This window comes from Mesorhizobium huakuii (genome assembly GCF_014189455.1).
GTDB classification, from domain to species: domain Bacteria; phylum Pseudomonadota; class Alphaproteobacteria; order Rhizobiales; family Rhizobiaceae; genus Mesorhizobium; species Mesorhizobium huakuii_A.
In genome coordinates, this window is the sequence record NZ_CP050296.1 from 3,750,799 (window position 1) to 3,768,224 (window position 17,426).

The window sequence follows — 17,426 nt, forward strand, 5'->3', positions numbered from 1 at the left end:
CGTGCCTGCAACGTCGCGCCGCTCAGTCACTCGTTAATCATCGTGGATGAGGCGGCCGGTGGTGGCAACAGCCAATAACCAATTGATAATATTTGGCTTGCCATGATGGCCGATGCGGGTATCGCGGCAGGGGGCGCCGAAGATAGGTGGTTCGTATGCTCCAGGAGCATCCGCCGGAAATGCAAGCAGTTTCCGCTGGCGATTTGCGCGAGGCCGCGCGGCTCAGGGCCGTCGAGCGCTTCGATGTTCTGGACACGCCACGCGAAGCGGCGTTCGATCGCATCACGCGATTGATCAAGACGGTCTTCGATGTCCCGATCGCCATCATCTCGGTCATCGACGGGCACCGCCAATGGTACAAGGCCTGCGAGGGCCTGGCGGTTAATGAAGTCGAACGCAAGGCGACATTCTGCCAGTACACGATCCCTAGGGAAGAGCCGCTGATCGTCGCGGATGCGACGAAGGATCCCCGTTTCGCCAACAATCCCATGGTGAGCAGCGATCCCCATATCCGCTTCTATGCGGGCGTGCCTTTGCGAACCCGTGACGGCCACAACATCGGCAGTGTCTGCGCGATCGGCTACACCCCAAGGGAATTCAGCGACCGCGACATCGCAATCCTCCAGGATTTTGCCGATCTTGCCATGGATGAGTTGGAACTGCGCCAGCATGCCTCCAGCGATGCGCTGACCGGCGTGCTGTCGCGGCGGGCGTTCATCGATCAGGGCGGCAAGGCATTTGCGCTTGCCCAGCGCCAGCGCTTCGACTTCTCCTGCATTGTCTTCGATGTCGACCATTTCAAATCGGTCAACGACCATTTCGGGCATGCAGCGGGTGATAAGGTTCTGTCTGGTGTGGCCCGGCAATGCAGCGCCACCTTGCGGGACGTCGACATATTCGGGCGCGTCGGTGGGGAGGAATTCGCTGTGCTTCTCTATACCGGACGCAGCGGCGCGCTTGAATCTGCCGAGCGGCTGCGCGCCACCATAGAGACCATGCGGCTCGCGCACGGCACACAGGAAATGCAGGTCACGGCGAGCTTCGGTGTTGCCTCGTTCGACCCCGGGACCAGCAGCCTGCAGGAGCTGATCGAACGCGCCGACGCGGCCATGTATCACTCCAAACACGCCGGCCGCAATCGGACCACGGCCTGGAATTCGTCTCAGGGCGATCAGGTACGGCCGCGGCGCCGGGTGCTGAAGGCCGGACAGATCGTCTTCAACGCCCGCATGTCGACCATCGACTGCACGGTTCGCAGCCTCGGCGAGGATGGCGCCACCATCGATGTTTCGAACACCGCCGGTATTCCCGGCCAGTTTCTGCTGGCCATCCGGGCGGATCGATTCGAGGCGAAATGCCGGGTCGTCGGCCAGGCCGAAAGACGTCTCTAACTCGCCTTCGAGTGATCGGAGCCGCAGCGGTCCCGCTGACGCGAAGCGCCGAAGCCTATTTGTCGACGAGATTCAGGATATTGCCGTCGGGATCCTTGAACCAGGCGACCTTCATACCGTGACCGAGATGGATGTCGCCCTCGAGCGTCAGGCCGGGCATCTCATAATGTTCGAACGCCACGCCCTTCGATTTCAGCGATTTGACGACATCGCCGATCCGGTCGCCGACTGTCCAGGTCAGTGCCGTCGCTTTGTTGGTACCGGCAAATTGCGACCGGTAGACATTGATGAGCGTATCGCCGCTTTTGTAGACGATGAGTTCGCCTCCTATGTCGTCGACCTGCTTGAGGCCTAGCGTGCCTTCATAGAAGGCTTTTGCCCTCGCCAGGTCCTTGACGGCGAGATTGGCCGTTGCGTTGCTGTTTTGGAGCATGACCGTCTCCTTCCCGGATTGTCGTGTCCTCGCTCAGGCACCGAATTAGGGCACGCGATCCATTTGACCATCGGCAATCGGCCGACAGGAAGCGTCATCCGACGAAATCCGACAGCATCGGTCGTTTTCCACGGCACGCCGAGCAAGCCTTTGCGTCACGGCTTGGTTCTCGCCGGAAACTGCACTATCTGCATGCCAAACGCCGAGGAAAGATCATGTCCGTCACCAAGGAAATCGTCACCGAGCGCCTGAAGACGGTCAACGGGCCGGACTTCACCGGCAACATCGTCGACCTCGGCATGGTTTCCGAGATTTTCATCGCCGATTCGAAAGTGTTCTTCTCGATCACCGTTCCCGCCGCCAGGGCGCAGGAGATGGAGCCGCTGCGTGCCGCCGCCGAGCGCGTCGTCAAGGCAATTCCAGGGGTTGCCGGTGCCGTGGTGGCGCTGACGGCGGAGAAAAAGGGCGGCGGCATGGAGGCGCCTGTTCCGGCGCGCCCCGCACCGAGGCCGGCGCCGCCGGCTCCGCCCGCCGCCGCGCGCCCCGCTCCGCATGCTCCCGCATCGCACAGCTCGGGCAAGCGCGGCGTGCCCGGCATCGAGGCGATCATCGCGGTTGCTTCCGGCAAGGGCGGCGTCGGCAAGTCGACCACCGCCGTCAACCTGGCGCTTGGCCTCGCCGCCAATGGCTTGCGGGTCGGCGTGCTTGACGCCGACATCTACGGACCTTCCATGCCGAAGCTGCTCAACATCCACGGCCGGCCGCAGACGGTTGACGGCAAAATCCTGAAACCGATGGAGAATTACGGCCTCAAAGTGATGTCGATGGGGTTCCTCGTCGATGAGGAGACGCCGATGATCTGGCGCGGGCCGATGGTGATGTCGGCGCTGACGCAGATGCTACGCGAGGTCGAATGGGGCCGGCTCGACGTGCTCGTCGTCGACATGCCGCCCGGCACTGGCGACGCGCAATTGACCATGGCGCAGCAGGTGCCGCTGGCCGGCGCCGTCATCGTCTCGACGCCGCAGGACCTGGCGCTGATCGATGCCCGCAAGGGCCTCAACATGTTCAAGAAGGTCGACGTGCCGCTGCTCGGCATTGTCGAGAACATGAGCTATTTCATCGCCCCTGACACCGGCAAGCGCTACGACATTTTCGGCCATGGCGGCGCGCGCCGTGAGGCTGAACGCCTCGGCGTCACCTTCCTTGGCGAGGTGCCGCTGGAAATGGGCATCCGCGAAAGCTCGGATGCCGGTGAGCCGGTTGTTGTCTCGAAGCCCGACAGCGCCACGGCGAAAACCTATCGCGACATCGCCGCCAAGGTCTGGGACCGGGTCAATGAGGAACGCGGCGCGGCCGAAGCGGCGGTGCCGAGCATCGTCTTCGAGTGACGCCTTATTTGTTTTTGACGCAATTCCGGACGGAAAACCGCTTCGCACTTTTCCTGGAATTGCTCTAGCGGGACGGTCAGCCGCCGACCTTCTCGCCGAAGCTCGAAAAGAACTGCCCGGCCAGTTTCTTCGACGTCGACTCGATCAGCCGGCTGCCAAGCTGGGCGATCTTGCCGCCGACTTCGGCCTTGGCCGCATATTTGAGCACCGTGGCATCCGCCCCATCCTCGGTCAGCGTCACGTCGGCGCCGCCCTTGGCGAAGCCGGCGATGCCGCCCTTGCCTTCGCCCTGGATGGTGTAGGAGTGCGGCGGCTTCAGATTTTTCAGCGTCACTTCGCCGTTGAAGGTCGCCTTGATCGGTCCGATCTTCACCACCACCGTCGCGGTCATTTCGGTCGGTGACTGCATCTCGAGGCTCTGGCAACCGGGAATGGTCGCCTTCAAAACCTCCGGGTCGTTCAGCGCTTCCCAGACTTTTTGCAGGGGTGCGGCAATGCGTTCCTCGCCTTCGATCACCAAAGCCATCAAGAACCTCCCGGAAAGAATGGTTTGAAGCCCTAGCGCAGGGGCGCTGTTGTGTCTATCGCACCAAAGTGCGGGTTAGGAACGCGCGTGCCCCTTGCTTGCAGTGACGCGTTGTCATATCGATTTGTCATACAAATACGGAGACCGTGATGGCCGGCGCCCCCACCAAGAAGAAAAAATTCCGCTCGCAGGAGTGGTTCGACAACCCCGACAATCCGGGAATGACCGCGCTCTATCTGGAGCGTTACCTGAATTACGGGCTGACCCGTGCCGAGCTGATGTCGGGCAAGCCGTTGATCGGCATCGCCCAGACCGGCTCGGATCTGTCGCCTTGCAACCGGCACCATATCGAGCTCGCCAAGCGCGTGCGCGAGGGCATCGTCTCGATGGGCGGCATTCCCTTCGAATTCCCTTGCCATCCGATCCAGGAGACCGGCAAGCGTCCGACCGCCGCACTTGACCGCAACCTTGCCTATCTTGGCCTCGTCGAAGTGCTCTATGGCTATCCGCTCGACGGCGTCGTGCTGACCATCGGATGCGACAAGACGACGCCGGCGCTGCTTATGGCCGCAGCCACCGTCAACATTCCGGCCATCGCGCTGTCGGTTGGTCCGATGCTCAATGGCTGGCACAAAGGCAAGCGCACCGGCTCCGGCACCATCGTCTGGGAATCGCGCCAGCGCCTGTCGGCCGGCGAGATCGACTATGACGAGTTCATGGACATCGTCGCTTCCTCGGCGCCCTCCACCGGCTATTGCAACACGATGGGCACCGCCACCACGATGAATTCGCTGGCCGAGGCGCTCGGCATGCAGTTGCCCGGCTCGGCCGCCATCCCGGCGCCTTACCGCGAGCGCGGCCAGATCGCCTACGAGACGGGAAAGCGCATCGTCGACATGGTGCATGAGGACCTGAAGCCGTCCGACATCATGACGCGCAAGGCCTTCGAGAACGCCATCGTCGTCAATTCGGCGATCGGCGGTTCCACCAACGCACCGATCCATCTCAACGCCATTGCCCGCCATCTCGGCGTGCCGCTCGACAATGACGACTGGCAGAAGATCGGCCTCAAAGTGCCGCTCATCGTCAATCTGCAGCCGACGGGCGAATATCTCGGCGAGGACTACCATCACGCCGGCGGCGTGCCGGCCGTGGTGGCCGAACTGATGAAGGGCGGACTGTTGCCGCATCCCGATGCGCTGACCGCCAATGGCAAGTCGATCGGCGACAATTGCAAGGCGGCGGTCGTCGAAAACGCCGACGTCATCCGCAGCGTCGACAAGCCGCTGAAGGTCAATGCCGGCTTCATCAACCTCAGCGGCAATCTGTTCGATTCGGCGATCATGAAGACCAGCGGCATCTCGCCGGAATTCCGCGAGCGCTATCTGTCCAACCCGAAGGATCCGGAAGCGTTCGAAGGCAACGCCATGGTCTTCGACGGGCCGGAGGATTACCACGCCCGCATCGACGATCCGGCGCAAGGCATCGACGAGCACACGATCCTGTTCATGCGCGGCGCCGGCCCGGTCGGCTATCCCGGCGGTGCCGAGGTCGTCAACATGCAGCCGCCCGCCTATCTCATCAAGAAGGGCATCCATGCTCTGGCCTGCATCGGCGATGGCCGCCAGTCGGGTACGTCGGGCTCGCCGTCGATCCTCAACGCCTCGCCGGAAGCTGCGATTGGCGGCGGACTGGCGCTGCTCAAGACAGGCGACCGCGTGCGCATTGACCTGAACAAGGGCACCGCCAACATCCTGGTCAGCGACGACGAGATCGCCAAGCGGCGCGCGGCGCTGCAGGGCAATGGCGGCTACCACTATCCGCAGCACCAGACGCCATGGCAGGAAATCCAGCGCGGCATGGTCGACCAGTTCGACCAGGGAATGGTGCTGAAGCCGGCGGTGAAATACCAGGATGTCGCGCACACCAGAGGCGTGCCCAGGGACAATCACTGATTGCTCCGGGAGGCAATCGCTGATTGCTCCGGAGACAATCGCTGATTACTCCGGGAATAATCATTGATTATTCCAAGGGATAGTCATCGATTATTCCTGGCGGCAATCACCGATATTGGATCGACCGGCTGACGGCCCTGTGCAATTGGGCCGCCAGCCGTTTTTCGTTTTGAGGTGGCGCGTTCCGGTCACGATCCTTGACAAGCGCGCCCAACAAATCCACGATCATGGCAAGGGGTGCATCGCGACGACCCCGTGAGGCGTCAGCCCAACGTTCGCGTCCAAGCTTCTCTATCAGGAGGTGGACGCTATGCCGTCAACAACCGCTATCACCGTATCGCAACTGTCCCGTCTCGTCGGTCTGCCGGGTGCGCCTGTCATCATCGATGTCCGCATCGATGATGATTTCGACGCCGATCCGCGCTTGCTGCCGGCCTCATGCCGACGCAATTTCAAAACCGTTTCGACCTGGGCCACCGAATTTGCCGGCAGGCAAGTCTCGGTCGTCTGTCAGAAAGGTCAAAAACTCTCGCAAGGCGTGGCCGCATGGCTGCGGCACGAGGGAATTTCCGCTGAATCCCTCGAAGGCGGCTTTGAAGCCTGGCGCGACGCAAATGGGCTTTTGGTCCGCACCGAAAAGCTACCGCCGCGTGACGAAAAGGGCCGCACCGTCTGGGTGACACGGTCCCGCCCGAAGGTCGACCGCATCGCCTGCCCCTGGCTGATCCGGCGATTCGTCGATCCTCACGCGGTCTTCCTGTTTGTCGACGCGGCCGAAGTGCCCGCTGTCGCCGACCGCTTTCAGGCCGTGCCATTCGACATCGACAATGTGTTCTGGAGCCATCGCGGCGAACGCTGCACCTTCGATACGATGATCGAGGAATTCGGGTTGGAATCCACCGCGCTCGATCGCCTCGCCGCGATCGTCCGCGCGGCCGACACCGCAAACCTCGACCTTGTTCCCCAGGCCGCCGGCTTTCTGGCTGCCTCGCTTGGCTTGTCGCGGATGTTTCGCGACGATCTGCAGCAACTGGAAGCAGGCATGCTGCTCTACGATGCGTTCTTCCGCTGGTGCCGTGACGCCACCGAGGAAACGCACAACTGGCCCAGCGCGGGTAAACCGTCATGAGCGCTGTTGCGCCTGCACGTGAGGCGGGGAACCTCGATGCGCCGGCTGCGCCGACCTTCGCCGAGGCTGTGAAGGTCTGGGCGAAGATCGGACTGCTCAGCTTCGGCGGGCCCGCCGGGCAGATCGCCTTGATGCACAGGGAATTGGTCGAGGAGCGGCGCTGGATCGGCGAACAGCGTTTCCTGCACGCGCTGAACTACTGCATGCTGCTGCCTGGCCCAGAGGCCCAGCAACTCGCCATCTATATCGGCTGGCTGCTGCACCGGACGGTCGGTGGCCTTGTCGCCGGCATCCTGTTCGTCGTGCCCGGCGCGCTCGTCATGCTCGTCTTGAGCAGCCTCTATATGCTCTATGGCGACATGCCGCTCGTCGAGGCGCTTTTCCTCGGGGTGAAGGCGGCGGTGCTTGCCATCGTCATCGAGGCGGTGATCCGCATCGGACGGCGCGCTCTGAAAAACCCAGCCATGGTGCTGATCGCGGTCGCGGCATTCGTCGCCATCTATGCGTTGAATGTGCCGTTTCCGCTCATCATCCTGCTCGCCGGCCTGACGGGATGGCTGGGAGACCGCATGGTCCCCGGCCTGTTTTCCGGCTCCGCGCATGGCAAGGGCGATGTTGCCGACATCAAGGGAGCGGTCGACCTGATGTTCGAGCGCGGCGAGCTGACACATGTCAAACCGACCAGATGGCATGCGCCGCGCACTATCGCGATCTGGCTGCCGATCTGGCTCGGACCGGTTCTCGTCATCTGGTGGTTCACCGGCGCCAGTGTGTGGACGGAGATAGGCCGGTTCTTCAGCCTGATGGCGGTCGTCACCTTCGGCGGCGCCTATGCGGTGCTGGCCTATGTCGCGCAGGCAGCCGTGCAGTCCTTCGGCTGGCTCGCACCTGGTGAAATGGTCGATGGACTTGGGCTTGCCGAAACCACGCCTGGTCCGCTCATCCTGGTGTTGCAGTTTGTCGGCTTCATCGCCGCGTTCCGCCACGCCGGCTCACTGAACCCGTTGCTTGCCGGATCGCTTGGGGCGCTGCTGACCTTGTGGGTGACGTTCACGCCGTGCTTTTTCTGGATATTCCTCGGCGCGCCTTATATCGAGGCCCTGCGCGGCAACAGGGCCTTGTCGGCAGCGCTCGGTGCGATCACCGCCGCTGTCGTCGGCGTCATCATGAATCTCGCTCTGTGGTTTGCCTTGCACGTGGTTTTCCGCGAGGTGCACGCATTGAGCCTCGGCATGAATGTGCCGGTGGTTTCGTCGATCGACTGGCGTGCCGCGCTGCTTTCCCTGGCCGCTATGATCGCCATCCTGAAGCTGAAGATCGGCATGCTGCCGACGCTCGCCGGGTCGGCCTTGGCTGGTGTCTTATTGTTGGCGGTAAGCGGCTAGATGTCCGCCTGCCTTTGTATTCCGCTTTCCGACCACCTAAGTGGTTGGAAACGGATTGGAACATCATGGCGCAACGACGCTCTTCCCTCGGTTTCCTCGGCATGTTCGGCCGCTCGGGCGATCTGAGGCAGCTCGACACCGCCTTGCGCGGCGCCGACCTGCATCCCGCCCTGGTGCCGGAGGGCGTGAAACTCACCATCGTCAATCTGATGAAGGATCGCTGGCCCGACGAACCGCCGCTACAGGCCTATCCCGATGTGGCGCGGCTGTTCAGCTATTGCATTGCCGGACCGGAAACCTTCGAAAGCGCGCATGGCTTGCAGCAGCGGCAGGACGTGGAACGCCGGATCGAGGACGCGGTGGAAGCCGGCGACAGTTTCGATGCCCAGATCGTGCTGATGGCCCTGCACGCCAAGCTGATCAATGCCGAAGTCGTCGAGCGCTATGGGCTCGGCACGGACTGACCGGAAACGGGCTTATCCGCCCATATTGGCGCGCGGCAGCTTGATCATGTCGCCGAAGCGGGCGCGCAGTTTGTCGTCGAGCAGTTTTGCGACATGGCGCGGGAAGCGTTCGGCAAGGATGCGCTTCTTCTCGATGATCGCGCGCTGCAATATGTCGGGCCGGCCTTTCTCGTTCCATTCCTTCGGCGAAAACCGGTCGCCGACGGCCGGATAGAAATACTCGGTCTGCATCAGCCGCAGCGTCTGCTCGTTGCCGAGATAGTGGCCGGGACCTCTCAGACAGACATCAGCGATGGTGTCGATCGACAGCGCCTCATCGGTCACCTCGATGCCGCGCACGCAGCGCAGGCAGTGGCCGAGCATGTCATTGTCGATGATCAGGCTTTCCAGGCAGAAGCCGAGCAGCGAGGCATGCATGCCGGCCGATTCATAGACGAGGTTGAGCCCGGCCAAGCCGGCCATCACGTCGGTGATGCCTTTTTCGTAGCCGGACTGGATGTCGGGCAGTTTCGAATCCGTCATGCCGGCGGCCGAACCGCCCGGCAGATCGTAGAATTGCGCCATCTGCGCGCAGGCAGCGGTCAGCACCGCCTGCTCGGCCGAGCCGCCCGACATGGCGCCGGTCCGCAGATCCGACACGAACGGCCAGGTACCGAAGATCGCCGGATGTCCCGGCTTGATGGCGTTGACATAGACCAGACCGGCAAGCACTTCGGCCACCGCTTGCACGACCGCACCGGCAATCGCCGCCGGAGCGGTGGCGCCGGCCTGTCCGGCCGACAAAAGCAGGATCGGGATGCCGCCGTCGACGCAGGCCTCGAGCACGCCGCAGGCGTCCTCGGCGAATTTCATCGGCGGCACGACAAAGCAGTTGGAGTTCGACACGAACGGCCGGGCGCGGAAATTCTCCTCGCCGCCGGCAATGGCATAGAGCATTTCCAGCGCCGGCTGCACGTTCTCGCGCACCGTGAACGAGGTGCCGACATGCTTGGACGTGCCCATCACGCAGGCATAGAGCGTGTTGAAGTCCATTTCGAGCGGATCGGGAATGTCGCGCGGCACCATCGGCCGCTGGAAGAAATGGATGTTGTCGAGCCCGTCGACGATGCGGGCGGCGTCATAGATGTCCTGCAGCAGCGATTCGCGGTATTCGCGCTTCTCGACATCGACCAGATGGACGGCGGCACCCGCCGTGCCGTAGTGCACGCGCTTGCCCTGGATCACCATGTCGTGTTTCGGATCCTGGCCGTGCAAGGTGAAATTCCGCGCTGCCTTCTTGATCGTGTCGAGCACCAGCGCGCGCGGGAAACGGATGCGGCCGTCATCGCCATAGGTGGCGCCGGCCTTGGTCAGCGCCTCGATGCAGGAGGGGATGGCATTGGCGAAGCCGACGGTTTCCAGCAGCGTCAGCACCGCCTCGTGGATGCGCTCCTGGTCGTTGCCGCGCAACGGTCCGTAGCTGCCGCCCTCGAGGCCGGCGCGCACCGGCCTGATGTCGTCGGCCAGCGGCGCTGCCCGCATGGCACGGCGCGCTTCGCGTCCACCGGAGCGGCGCGAGCGCTGATCCACTGCTGCTTCCTGCTTTTCAAGAACCACTGACATGGAGGCACTCCACCTTTTCTCGGAAACAGGGCGGCGGTTGGTCCACCATCGGCTGTTTCTTCCCCTTTATGCCACGACTATGCCGCCGGCATTGGCACAGACTATGAGCCAGCCGGTCTGGTTGCATATGCCAGAGTTAAAGGAGTCGGAGCCGCACGTGTGCGGCTCCGGTCAAGGGATAGAGCGAGTGGATCAGGCCGCTGCCGGTCTGCGTCCGGCGGCCGTGGCCAGTTCCCGGATGCCGGGCTCGATATGCTGCAGCGCGATCGAGGAAATGCCCAACCGCATGAAACGCGAAGGCTTTTCGGTGCGGTCGAAGAAGCGGTCTCCCGGCTCGATGATGACGCTGCGCGAGGCGGCGGCCTCGGCCAAACCGCGGGAATCGGTACCGCGTGGCCCTTCGAGCCAGAGCGACGTGCCGCCGGCCGAATCGGTCGAACGCCATTCCGGCAGGAAAGCGGAAATCGCATGGACCAGGCGCTTGCGACGCTCGTCGAAAGCGCTCGACAGACGCCGCACCAGGGCCTCGTGATGGCCGAGCGACAGGAAGAGCGCGACGGCGCGCTGGTTGTTGGCCGGCGGATGGCGCAGCATGAAACGGCGCAGCGCCCTGAGCTCCGAGATCAGTCCAGCGGAGGCGACGATGTAGCCAAGCCGCAGGCCGGGAGCGAGCGTCTTCGACATCGAGCCGACATAGACGACGCGACCGGAGCGATCGAGGCTCTTCAGCGCCTGCTGCGGCGCCTCGTCGAGAAGCTGGCTGTCATAGCCGTCCTCGATGATGATCTGGTTGTGCCGGTTGGCGCGCGCCAGAAGATCCTGCCGCCGCTCGGCCGACAAAGGCACCATGGTCGGGCAATGATGGCTGGGCGTAACGAAGACGAAGCCGGAATCATTGGGGATGGAAGAGGTTACGATGCCGGACTGATCGACCGGAACCGGCTGGATCTCGGCGCCCGCAAGCCGGAAGATCGAGCGCGCGTCGGGATAGCCAGGGTCTTCCATCGCCACCTTCGAGCCCTTGGTCATCAGCAGCGAAGCCAGCATGTAGAGCGCGTTCTGGGCGCCCAGCGTGACGATGATCTCGTCGGGATTGGCGAAGATGCCGCGCCGGGGCAAGAGCCGCGCCTGGATCTGTTCGATCAGCAGCGGATCGTCGCGATCGACCATGTCGGACGCCCAGTTGCGGATCTCGAGCACGGCCAGCGCCATGCGGTTGCACTCGCGCCATTCGGCGGTCGGGAACAGCGCCGGGTCGAACTGGCCATAGACGAAGGGGTAGGACGACTTGATCCAGTTCTCGTGCTTGGCCGGCGGCGGCATGTCGCTGGCGGCGATCTGCCGGCGCGCCTTCCAGTCGATCTCATTGGCCTGGTCGGGCGCCTTCTGGTGCGGCTTGGCCGGCGTCGCCAGCACGTCGGGATTGACGAAATGGCCGCGCCGCTCGCGCGCCACCAGGAACCCCTGGTCGACGAGCTGCTGGAAGGCCAGCACTACCGTCCCGCGTGCGACGCCGAGTTTTTCGGCCAGGATGCGGCAGGAGGGAAGCGGCATCGAAGCGGCGATCTGGCGGTCGAGAATGGCGGCCACGATGGCCTGGCGGATCTGCGCCTGCAGGGTTTGGCCGGATTCGGCCGAAATCCGGAACAGGCCGGACCATATGGCCGTGTCGTTGCGCTGTGGCATGGGAAATCTTCCTCGGATGGCCAGCCATTTTCATTTGGCTGGACCAGTCGAGTGTATGGGTGGCACAAGGGGTTGCGCCAATCAATTTTTCTGATCGTTGGGATTTATGCCAGTGATCCTTCAGCCAAAATCGGGCTCCGTGGCCGCCCGCAGTGACACATTGTGTCATCGCATCGTGATGCGATGCGGCATCGCCGCGTATTGACCGCACGGAATTCGGCTCAATAGGTTTGTCGCGACGACACGCGCCGGAAACATCCGGTCTGATAAAGTACGTCGAAAAACGCCAGGAGCCCCCCGCCAGTGGATAAGTCAGCCTTCCAGAAACAGCTTGCCGCCTTGCGCGATCATCGCGCTGCGGCACCTGCCAGCATGCGCCAGGCCTTCGCCGCCGATCCGCAGCGGTTCAAGACATTCTCCGCCAGCGACGGCGACCTTTTGCTCGACTGGTCGAAATGCGCCGTCGACGCCGTCACCATGGACTTGCTGGAAAAGCTGGCCGATGCCGCCGATCTCGAAGGCCGCCGCGCCGCCATGTTCGCCGGCAAGAAGATCAACATCACCGAAGACCGCGCCGTGCTGCACACGGCGCTGCGCAACCTCAGCGGCAAGGGCGTCACGGTCGACGGCCAGGACGTCAAGGCGGATGTCCTTTCCGTGCTTGACGCGATGGGCGCCTTCGCCGATGCCATCCGCTCCGGCAAAGCGGCCGGTGCCACAGGCAAGAAGATCACCGACATCGTCAACATCGGCATTGGCGGCTCCGACCTCGGCCCGGCCATGGCGACGCTGGCGCTCGCCCCCTATCATGACGGGCCGCGCGCGCACTATGTCTCCAACATCGACGGCGCCCATATCCATGACACGCTGAAGGGCCTGTCGGCCGAAACCACGCTGTTCATCATCGCCTCCAAGACCTTCACCACGGTCGAGACGATGACCAATGCGCAGACGGCGCGCGACTGGGTGCAGAAGGCACTCGGCAAGCAGGCGGTCGGCAAGCATTTCGCCGCCGTCTCGACGGCGCTCGACCTGGTGGCCAAGTTCGGCATCGAATCCGATCGCGTCTTCGGCTTCTGGGACTGGGTCGGCGGCCGCTATTCGGTCTGGGGCGCCATCGGCCTTCCCGTCATGATTGCCGTCGGTCCGCGGAATTTCCGCGCCTTCCTCGACGGCGCCCACGAGATGGACGAGCATTTCCGCACCGCGCCGCTCGCCGGGAACCTGCCGGCGTTGCTCGGGCTGGTCGGCTGGTGGCATCGGGTGATCTGCTTCTATCCGGCCCGCGCGGTGATCCCCTATGATCAGCGCCTGTCCCGGCTGCCGGCCTATCTGCAGCAGCTCGATATGGAATCGAACGGCAAGGGCGTCACTCTGGACGGCACGCCGGTGGCGACGCCGACCGGGCCGCTGGTCTGGGGCGAGCCGGGCACCAATGGCCAGCACGCCTTCTTCCAGCTTCTGCACCAGGGCACCGACTTCATCCCGGTCGAATTCCTGGCAGCGGCGGTCGGCCACGAGCCTGAGCTCAAGCACCAGCATGACCTGCTGCTCTCCAATTGCCTGGCGCAATCGGAAGCTCTGATGAAGGGCCGCACGCTGGACGAGGCGCGCGCGCAGATGCTGGCCAAGGGCATGAAGCCGGCCGACGTCGACAAGATAGCGCCGCATCGTGTCTTCTCCGGCAACCGGCCTTCGATGACCATCCTCTATCGCAAGCTCGATCCCCGCACCTTCGGCCGGCTGATCGCGCTCTACGAGCATCGCGTCTTCGTCGAGGGCACGCTGTTCAACATCAATTCCTTCGACCAGTGGGGCGTCGAACTCGGTAAGGAACTGGCGACCGGCCTGCTGCCTGTCGTGGAAGGCAAGGAAAGCGCCGCAAACCGGGACGCCTCGACTAGGGGCCTTGTGGAACGCATCCACCAATTGCGTGGTTCGGAGTGACTGATTTGGCAGACATCAAGGGCATATTGTTCGACAAGGACGGGACACTTGTCGACTTCAACGCGACCTGGCTCGGCATCGCCGACTTCATGGCCATGGACGCATCCGATGGCGACCGCTGGAAGGCCGACAGGCTGCTCGCGGCCGCCGGCTTCGATTTCGCCAACCGGCGCTTCAAGCCCGATTCGATCTTTGCCTCGGGCACCAACATGGACGTCGTCGAGCTATGGTTCCCGCGTCTGTCCGACGAAGACCAGATGCTGGCCGTCGCCCGCTTCAACGAGATCACCTCGGTACAGGGTTCATCGATGGCGGTGGCGCTGCCGGGCATCGTCGACACGCTGGCAACACTGCACAAAAGGTCCTACCGGCTTGGCGTCGCCACCAACGATTCCACCAGCGGTGCGGAAAAAACCTTGGTTACGCTCGGCGTCGCACAACTGTTCGACGCCGCCTATGGCTACGACGCGGTGGCCAATCCGAAACCGGCGCCCGACACCATCCAGGCCTTTTGCGATCTCACCGGCCTGAAGCCGTCGGAGATCGCCATGGTCGGCGACAACCGCCACGATCTCGAAATGGCGCGCGCCGGCGGCTGCGGCCTGGCGGTGGGCGTGCTCTCCGGCACCGGCACGCGCGAATCGCTGGCCGAGATTGCCGACGTCATCCTGGATTCGGTTGCCGACCTGCCGGATTTCCTTTCGGCACGAGTCAGGAGACGGTCTAACCGTCAGGTTCGGCCTCGAAACGAAAGATGCCGCTCGGCCTTGCGGCGGCGTCTTTCGCGTCGCCGAAATCCGGCACCTGATATTCGGCAAGCAGGCGCAATCGCGAGCGCGGCAGATAGGCCCGGCCCGGATCGCCGACCAGCACCTCAATTCCGGCGGCAAGGCAGCGGTCGAAAAAGGCATGACGCGCTCAGCGACGTCCCGCCCGTAGAACACATCGCCGGCAAGCACGAGATCGACCAAGGGCGGCGAGCCCCCGGTGATATCGCCATCGACAATGGTAATTTTGACGCCGTTCGCCGCCGCGTTGAGGCCGAGCGCGGCGACGCCGTTGCGGTCGATTTCGGCGGCGATCACCTCACGCGCGCCGGCTTTCGCCGCGGCGATGCCGACAATGCCGGAGCCGGCGCCGAGGTCCAGCACGCGGCGGCCCGCCACGCTCATTGGACGGTCAAGGATGTAGCGTGCCAGCACCGTACCGCCGGCCCACGCATAGGCCCAGTAGGGCGGCTGTGGTTCCGGCGCGTCGTCGTCCGCGTCACCATCGTCTTCGGGATCGACGAGGCGCCTCAACCCACTGCCCGGATGGGCGGTGTAGAAACGGATTTCGGGAAGCGCTGGCACCGGGACGAGGCGCATGTTGGCCTTGATGAATTCCGCCGGGCCGAGGCGCGGGCGCCGGTCCAGCGAATCCTTGTCCGGCGAACCGTTGCCCGCCGCCTCGTCGCGGACAGAATCTTCCCTCACTAGGCGCGCAGCGCTCGCCGCAGGATCTTGCCGACCGGCGTCTTCGGCAATTCGGTCCTGAACTCGATGTATTTGGGCCGCTTGTAACCGGTCAGGTTCTCGCGGCAAAAAGCGGTGATGGCTTCAGCGGTCAGGGCTGGATCCTTCTTGACGATGAACAGCTTCGGCACTTCGCCGGAGTGCTCGTCCGGCACGCCGATCGCCGCCACTTCGAGCACGCCTGGATGCATCGCCACGACCTCTTCGAGCTCGTTCGGATAGACGTTGAAGCCCGAGACCAGGATCATATCCTTCTTGCGGTCGACGATCTTGGTGTAGCCGCGCTCGTCCATGAAGCCCATATCGCCTGACTTGAAGTAGCCGTCCTTGGTCATCACCTTGGCGGTCTCGTCAGGCCGGTTCCAGTAGCCCGCCATCACCTGCGGTCCCCGGATGCAGATTTCGCCGACCTCGCCGAGCGGCAAATTGTTGCCGTCGTCGTCGCGGATGGCGATTTCCGTCGAGGGCAGCGGCAGGCCGATCGTGCCGGTGAAGTCGCCGGAACTGAACTTGTTGGCCGTCGCCACCGGCGAGGTTTCCGAGAGGCCGTAGCCTTCAGTGACAGGGCAGCCGGTCAACGCCTTCCAGCGTTCGGCGACGCCTTTTGCACCGCCATGCCGCCGCCCAGTGTCAGCACCAGCGGCTTGAAGTCGAGTTTGCGGAAATCCTCATTGTTGAGCAGCGCATTGAACAATGTGTTGAGGCCGGGAAAGATGTGGGCCGGATACTTTGCCAGTTCCTTGACGAAGCCCGGAATGTCGCGCGGGTTGGGAATGAGCACGTTGCGAGCGCCTTGCTGCATGCCCATCAGCGCGTTCACGGTCAGCGCGAAGATATGGTAGAGCGGCAGCGCGCAGATGAAGTTCGGGTGCGCGGGTTTCGGTTTGATCGTATAGGCGTCTTCCATCCACTGCGCGTTCTGCACGACATTGGAGAGCACATTGCTGTGCAGCAGCGTGGCGCCCTTGGAGACGCCCGTGGTGCCGCCCGTATATTGCAAGAAGGCGACATCGTCGGCTGCAACCTTGGCTGGCTTGAAGCCGAGGCCGGCGCCGGCCTTCATCGCCACGTTGAACTTGACATGTCCAGGCAGCGACCATGCCGGCACCATCTTCTTCACGCGGCGCACGACGAAGTTGACGATCGTGCCCTTGAGGCCGCCGAGCATGTCGCCCATGGCCGCCACCACGACATGCTTGACCGCGGTCCTGGCGATTACCGCCTGCAAGGTGTTGGCGAAGTTTTCCAGGATGACGATGGCTTGTGCGCCGGAATCCTTGAGCTGGTGTTCCAGCTCGCGCGGCGTGTAAAGCGGATTGATGTTCACCACGACATAGCCGGCGCGCAGGATGCCCATCATCGCCACCGGATATTGCAGGACGTTGGGCATCATCAGGGCGACGCGCGCACCCTTTTGCAGCCCCTTCGATTGCAGATAGGCACCGAAGGCCGCCGACAACTGCTCGACATCGGCGTAGCTGATGGATTTGTCCATGCAGGTGAAGGCCGGCTGGGAGGAAAATTGCTTGCAGGCAGCGACCAGGAAATCGCCGATCGAACTGTAGGGCAACGCACCGATCTCGGCCGGCACATTTTTCGGATAGCTCTTGAGCCACGGCTTTTCGGGCAGGCCGGCAGCAAGTTCTGTCAGCGCCTTCGGCAGCCGCTTGGTGGCAGCCGTCGCCGGTTTCGATGCCGGCACTGCCTTCGCTGGCGCCCCGGCTTTCATTGCCCCAGTCTTTGCCGGAGAAGTCTTTGCCGGAGTCTTCGTCGGAGAAGTCTTCGTCGCGGAGATCTTTGCCGGGGCGGCTTTCGTTGCCGGCTTCGCAGCGGCCTTGGCGGTGGTGGCAGCCTTTGCCGCCGGTGCTGTCTTGGCAGGCTTTGCCTCGGCTTTGGCGGTCGCGGCCTTGGCGGCAGCTTTGCCTTGCCCGTCGGCGGCAGCTGGTTTCGAGACTGCCTTGGCCGACGCTTTCACCGGCGTCTTCGATGCTTTTGCCACCCGT

Annotated in this window: 11 protein-coding genes and 3 pseudogenes; 8 read left to right on the forward strand and 6 right to left on the reverse strand. The window is 63.5% G+C overall.

Features of this window, described 5'->3' with window-relative positions:
* Nucleotides 1–179 precede the first annotated feature (179 nt).
* Nucleotides 180–1,391 (forward strand): sensor domain-containing diguanylate cyclase, encoded by a 1,212-nt coding sequence (locus HB778_RS18530; protein WP_244661510.1) that lies wholly within the window; start codon nucleotides 180–182, stop codon nucleotides 1,389–1,391.
* Nucleotides 1,392–1,446: 55 nt separating this feature from the next.
* Here the strand turns inward: HB778_RS18530 and HB778_RS18535 are convergent, their stop codons facing one another.
* Entirely contained in the window at nucleotides 1,447–1,824 is a 378-nt protein-coding gene (locus tag HB778_RS18535) for a VOC family protein (RefSeq protein ID WP_183455881.1), read from the reverse strand.
* Between the two features lie 212 nt (nucleotides 1,825–2,036).
* Between HB778_RS18535 and HB778_RS18540 the strand changes: the two genes are divergently transcribed.
* Complete coding sequence (locus HB778_RS18540; RefSeq protein ID WP_244661988.1) at nucleotides 2,037–3,215, forward strand: Mrp/NBP35 family ATP-binding protein; 1,179 nt, start codon at nucleotides 2,037–2,039, stop codon at nucleotides 3,213–3,215.
* A gap of 76 nt (nucleotides 3,216–3,291) precedes the next feature.
* Here the strand turns inward: HB778_RS18540 and HB778_RS18545 are convergent, their stop codons facing one another.
* A complete protein-coding gene (locus HB778_RS18545; RefSeq protein ID WP_183455886.1) occupies nucleotides 3,292–3,741 on the reverse strand; it encodes an SRPBCC family protein in 450 nt (149 codons plus the stop codon).
* Nucleotides 3,742–3,890: 149 nt separating this feature from the next.
* Here HB778_RS18545 and HB778_RS18550 point away from each other — a divergent pair, with 149 nt between their 5' ends.
* The 4 genes from HB778_RS18550 to HB778_RS18565 all read left to right on the forward strand — a co-directional run bounded on the left by HB778_RS18550 (nucleotide 3,891) and on the right by HB778_RS18565 (nucleotide 8,674).
* A complete protein-coding gene (locus HB778_RS18550; protein ID WP_183455888.1) occupies nucleotides 3,891–5,696 on the forward strand; it encodes an IlvD/Edd family dehydratase in 1,806 nt (601 codons plus the stop codon).
* 310 nt (nucleotides 5,697–6,006) lie between these two features.
* Nucleotides 6,007–6,825: a chromate resistance protein ChrB domain-containing protein gene (locus tag HB778_RS18555; RefSeq protein ID WP_183455890.1), complete on the forward strand. Its 819-nt coding sequence runs from the start codon at nucleotides 6,007–6,009 to the stop codon at nucleotides 6,823–6,825.
* A complete protein-coding gene (gene chrA, locus HB778_RS18560) occupies nucleotides 6,822–8,210 on the forward strand; it encodes a chromate efflux transporter (protein WP_183455892.1) in 1,389 nt (462 codons plus the stop codon). Before HB778_RS18555 ends, chrA begins: the two co-directional genes overlap by 4 nt.
* A gap of 65 nt (nucleotides 8,211–8,275) precedes the next feature.
* Complete coding sequence (locus tag HB778_RS18565; protein WP_183455894.1) at nucleotides 8,276–8,674, forward strand: hypothetical protein; 399 nt, start codon at nucleotides 8,276–8,278, stop codon at nucleotides 8,672–8,674.
* A gap of 12 nt (nucleotides 8,675–8,686) precedes the next feature.
* Here the strand turns inward: HB778_RS18565 and HB778_RS18570 are convergent, their stop codons facing one another.
* Both HB778_RS18570 and HB778_RS18575 read right to left on the reverse strand, forming a co-directional pair.
* Entirely contained in the window at nucleotides 8,687–10,276 is a 1,590-nt protein-coding gene (locus HB778_RS18570) for a trimethylamine methyltransferase family protein (protein WP_183455896.1), read from the reverse strand.
* Between the two features lie 192 nt (nucleotides 10,277–10,468).
* A complete protein-coding gene (locus HB778_RS18575; RefSeq protein ID WP_095200991.1) occupies nucleotides 10,469–11,962 on the reverse strand; it encodes a PLP-dependent aminotransferase family protein in 1,494 nt (497 codons plus the stop codon).
* A 303-nt stretch (nucleotides 11,963–12,265) separates the two neighbouring features.
* Here HB778_RS18575 and pgi point away from each other — a divergent pair, with 303 nt between their 5' ends.
* Nucleotides 12,266–13,909, forward strand: coding sequence for a glucose-6-phosphate isomerase (gene pgi / locus HB778_RS18580; RefSeq protein WP_183455897.1), 1,644 nt, complete (start codon nucleotides 12,266–12,268; stop codon nucleotides 13,907–13,909).
* A 5-nt stretch (nucleotides 13,910–13,914) separates the two neighbouring features.
* Nucleotides 13,915–14,625 (forward strand): annotated as a pseudogene (locus HB778_RS18585) (HAD family hydrolase); the annotation flags it as partial.
* A 7-nt stretch (nucleotides 14,626–14,632) separates the two neighbouring features.
* Here the strand turns inward: HB778_RS18585 and HB778_RS18590 are convergent.
* Nucleotides 14,633–15,324, reverse strand: a pseudogene (locus tag HB778_RS18590) (class I SAM-dependent methyltransferase).
* 59 nt (nucleotides 15,325–15,383) lie between these two features.
* Nucleotides 15,384–17,422: pseudogene (locus tag HB778_RS18595) on the reverse strand (long-chain fatty acid--CoA ligase).
* Nucleotides 17,423–17,426: the final 4 nt, after the last annotated feature.

Excerpts from the sequence above, each read along its gene's own strand:
- HB778_RS18535 (WP_183455881.1), bottom strand. The coding sequence starts at position 1,824 with ATGCTCCAAAACAGCAACGCAACGGCCAATCTCGCCGTCAAGGACCTG.
- HB778_RS18565 (WP_183455894.1), top strand. The coding sequence starts at position 8,276 with ATGGCGCAACGACGCTCTTCCCTCGGTTTCCTCGGCATGTTCGGCCGC.
- HB778_RS18550 (WP_183455888.1), top strand. The coding sequence starts at position 3,891 with ATGGCCGGCGCCCCCACCAAGAAGAAAAAATTCCGCTCGCAGGAGTGG.
- chrA (WP_183455892.1), top strand. The coding sequence starts at position 6,822 with ATGAGCGCTGTTGCGCCTGCACGTGAGGCGGGGAACCTCGATGCGCCG.
- HB778_RS18530 (WP_244661510.1), top strand. The coding sequence starts at position 180 with ATGCAAGCAGTTTCCGCTGGCGATTTGCGCGAGGCCGCGCGGCTCAGG.
- HB778_RS18555 (WP_183455890.1), top strand. The coding sequence starts at position 6,007 with ATGCCGTCAACAACCGCTATCACCGTATCGCAACTGTCCCGTCTCGTC.
- HB778_RS18570 (WP_183455896.1), bottom strand. The coding sequence starts at position 10,276 with ATGTCAGTGGTTCTTGAAAAGCAGGAAGCAGCAGTGGATCAGCGCTCG.
- HB778_RS18575 (WP_095200991.1), bottom strand. The coding sequence starts at position 11,962 with ATGCCACAGCGCAACGACACGGCCATATGGTCCGGCCTGTTCCGGATT.
- HB778_RS18545 (WP_183455886.1), bottom strand. The coding sequence starts at position 3,741 with ATGGCTTTGGTGATCGAAGGCGAGGAACGCATTGCCGCACCCCTGCAA.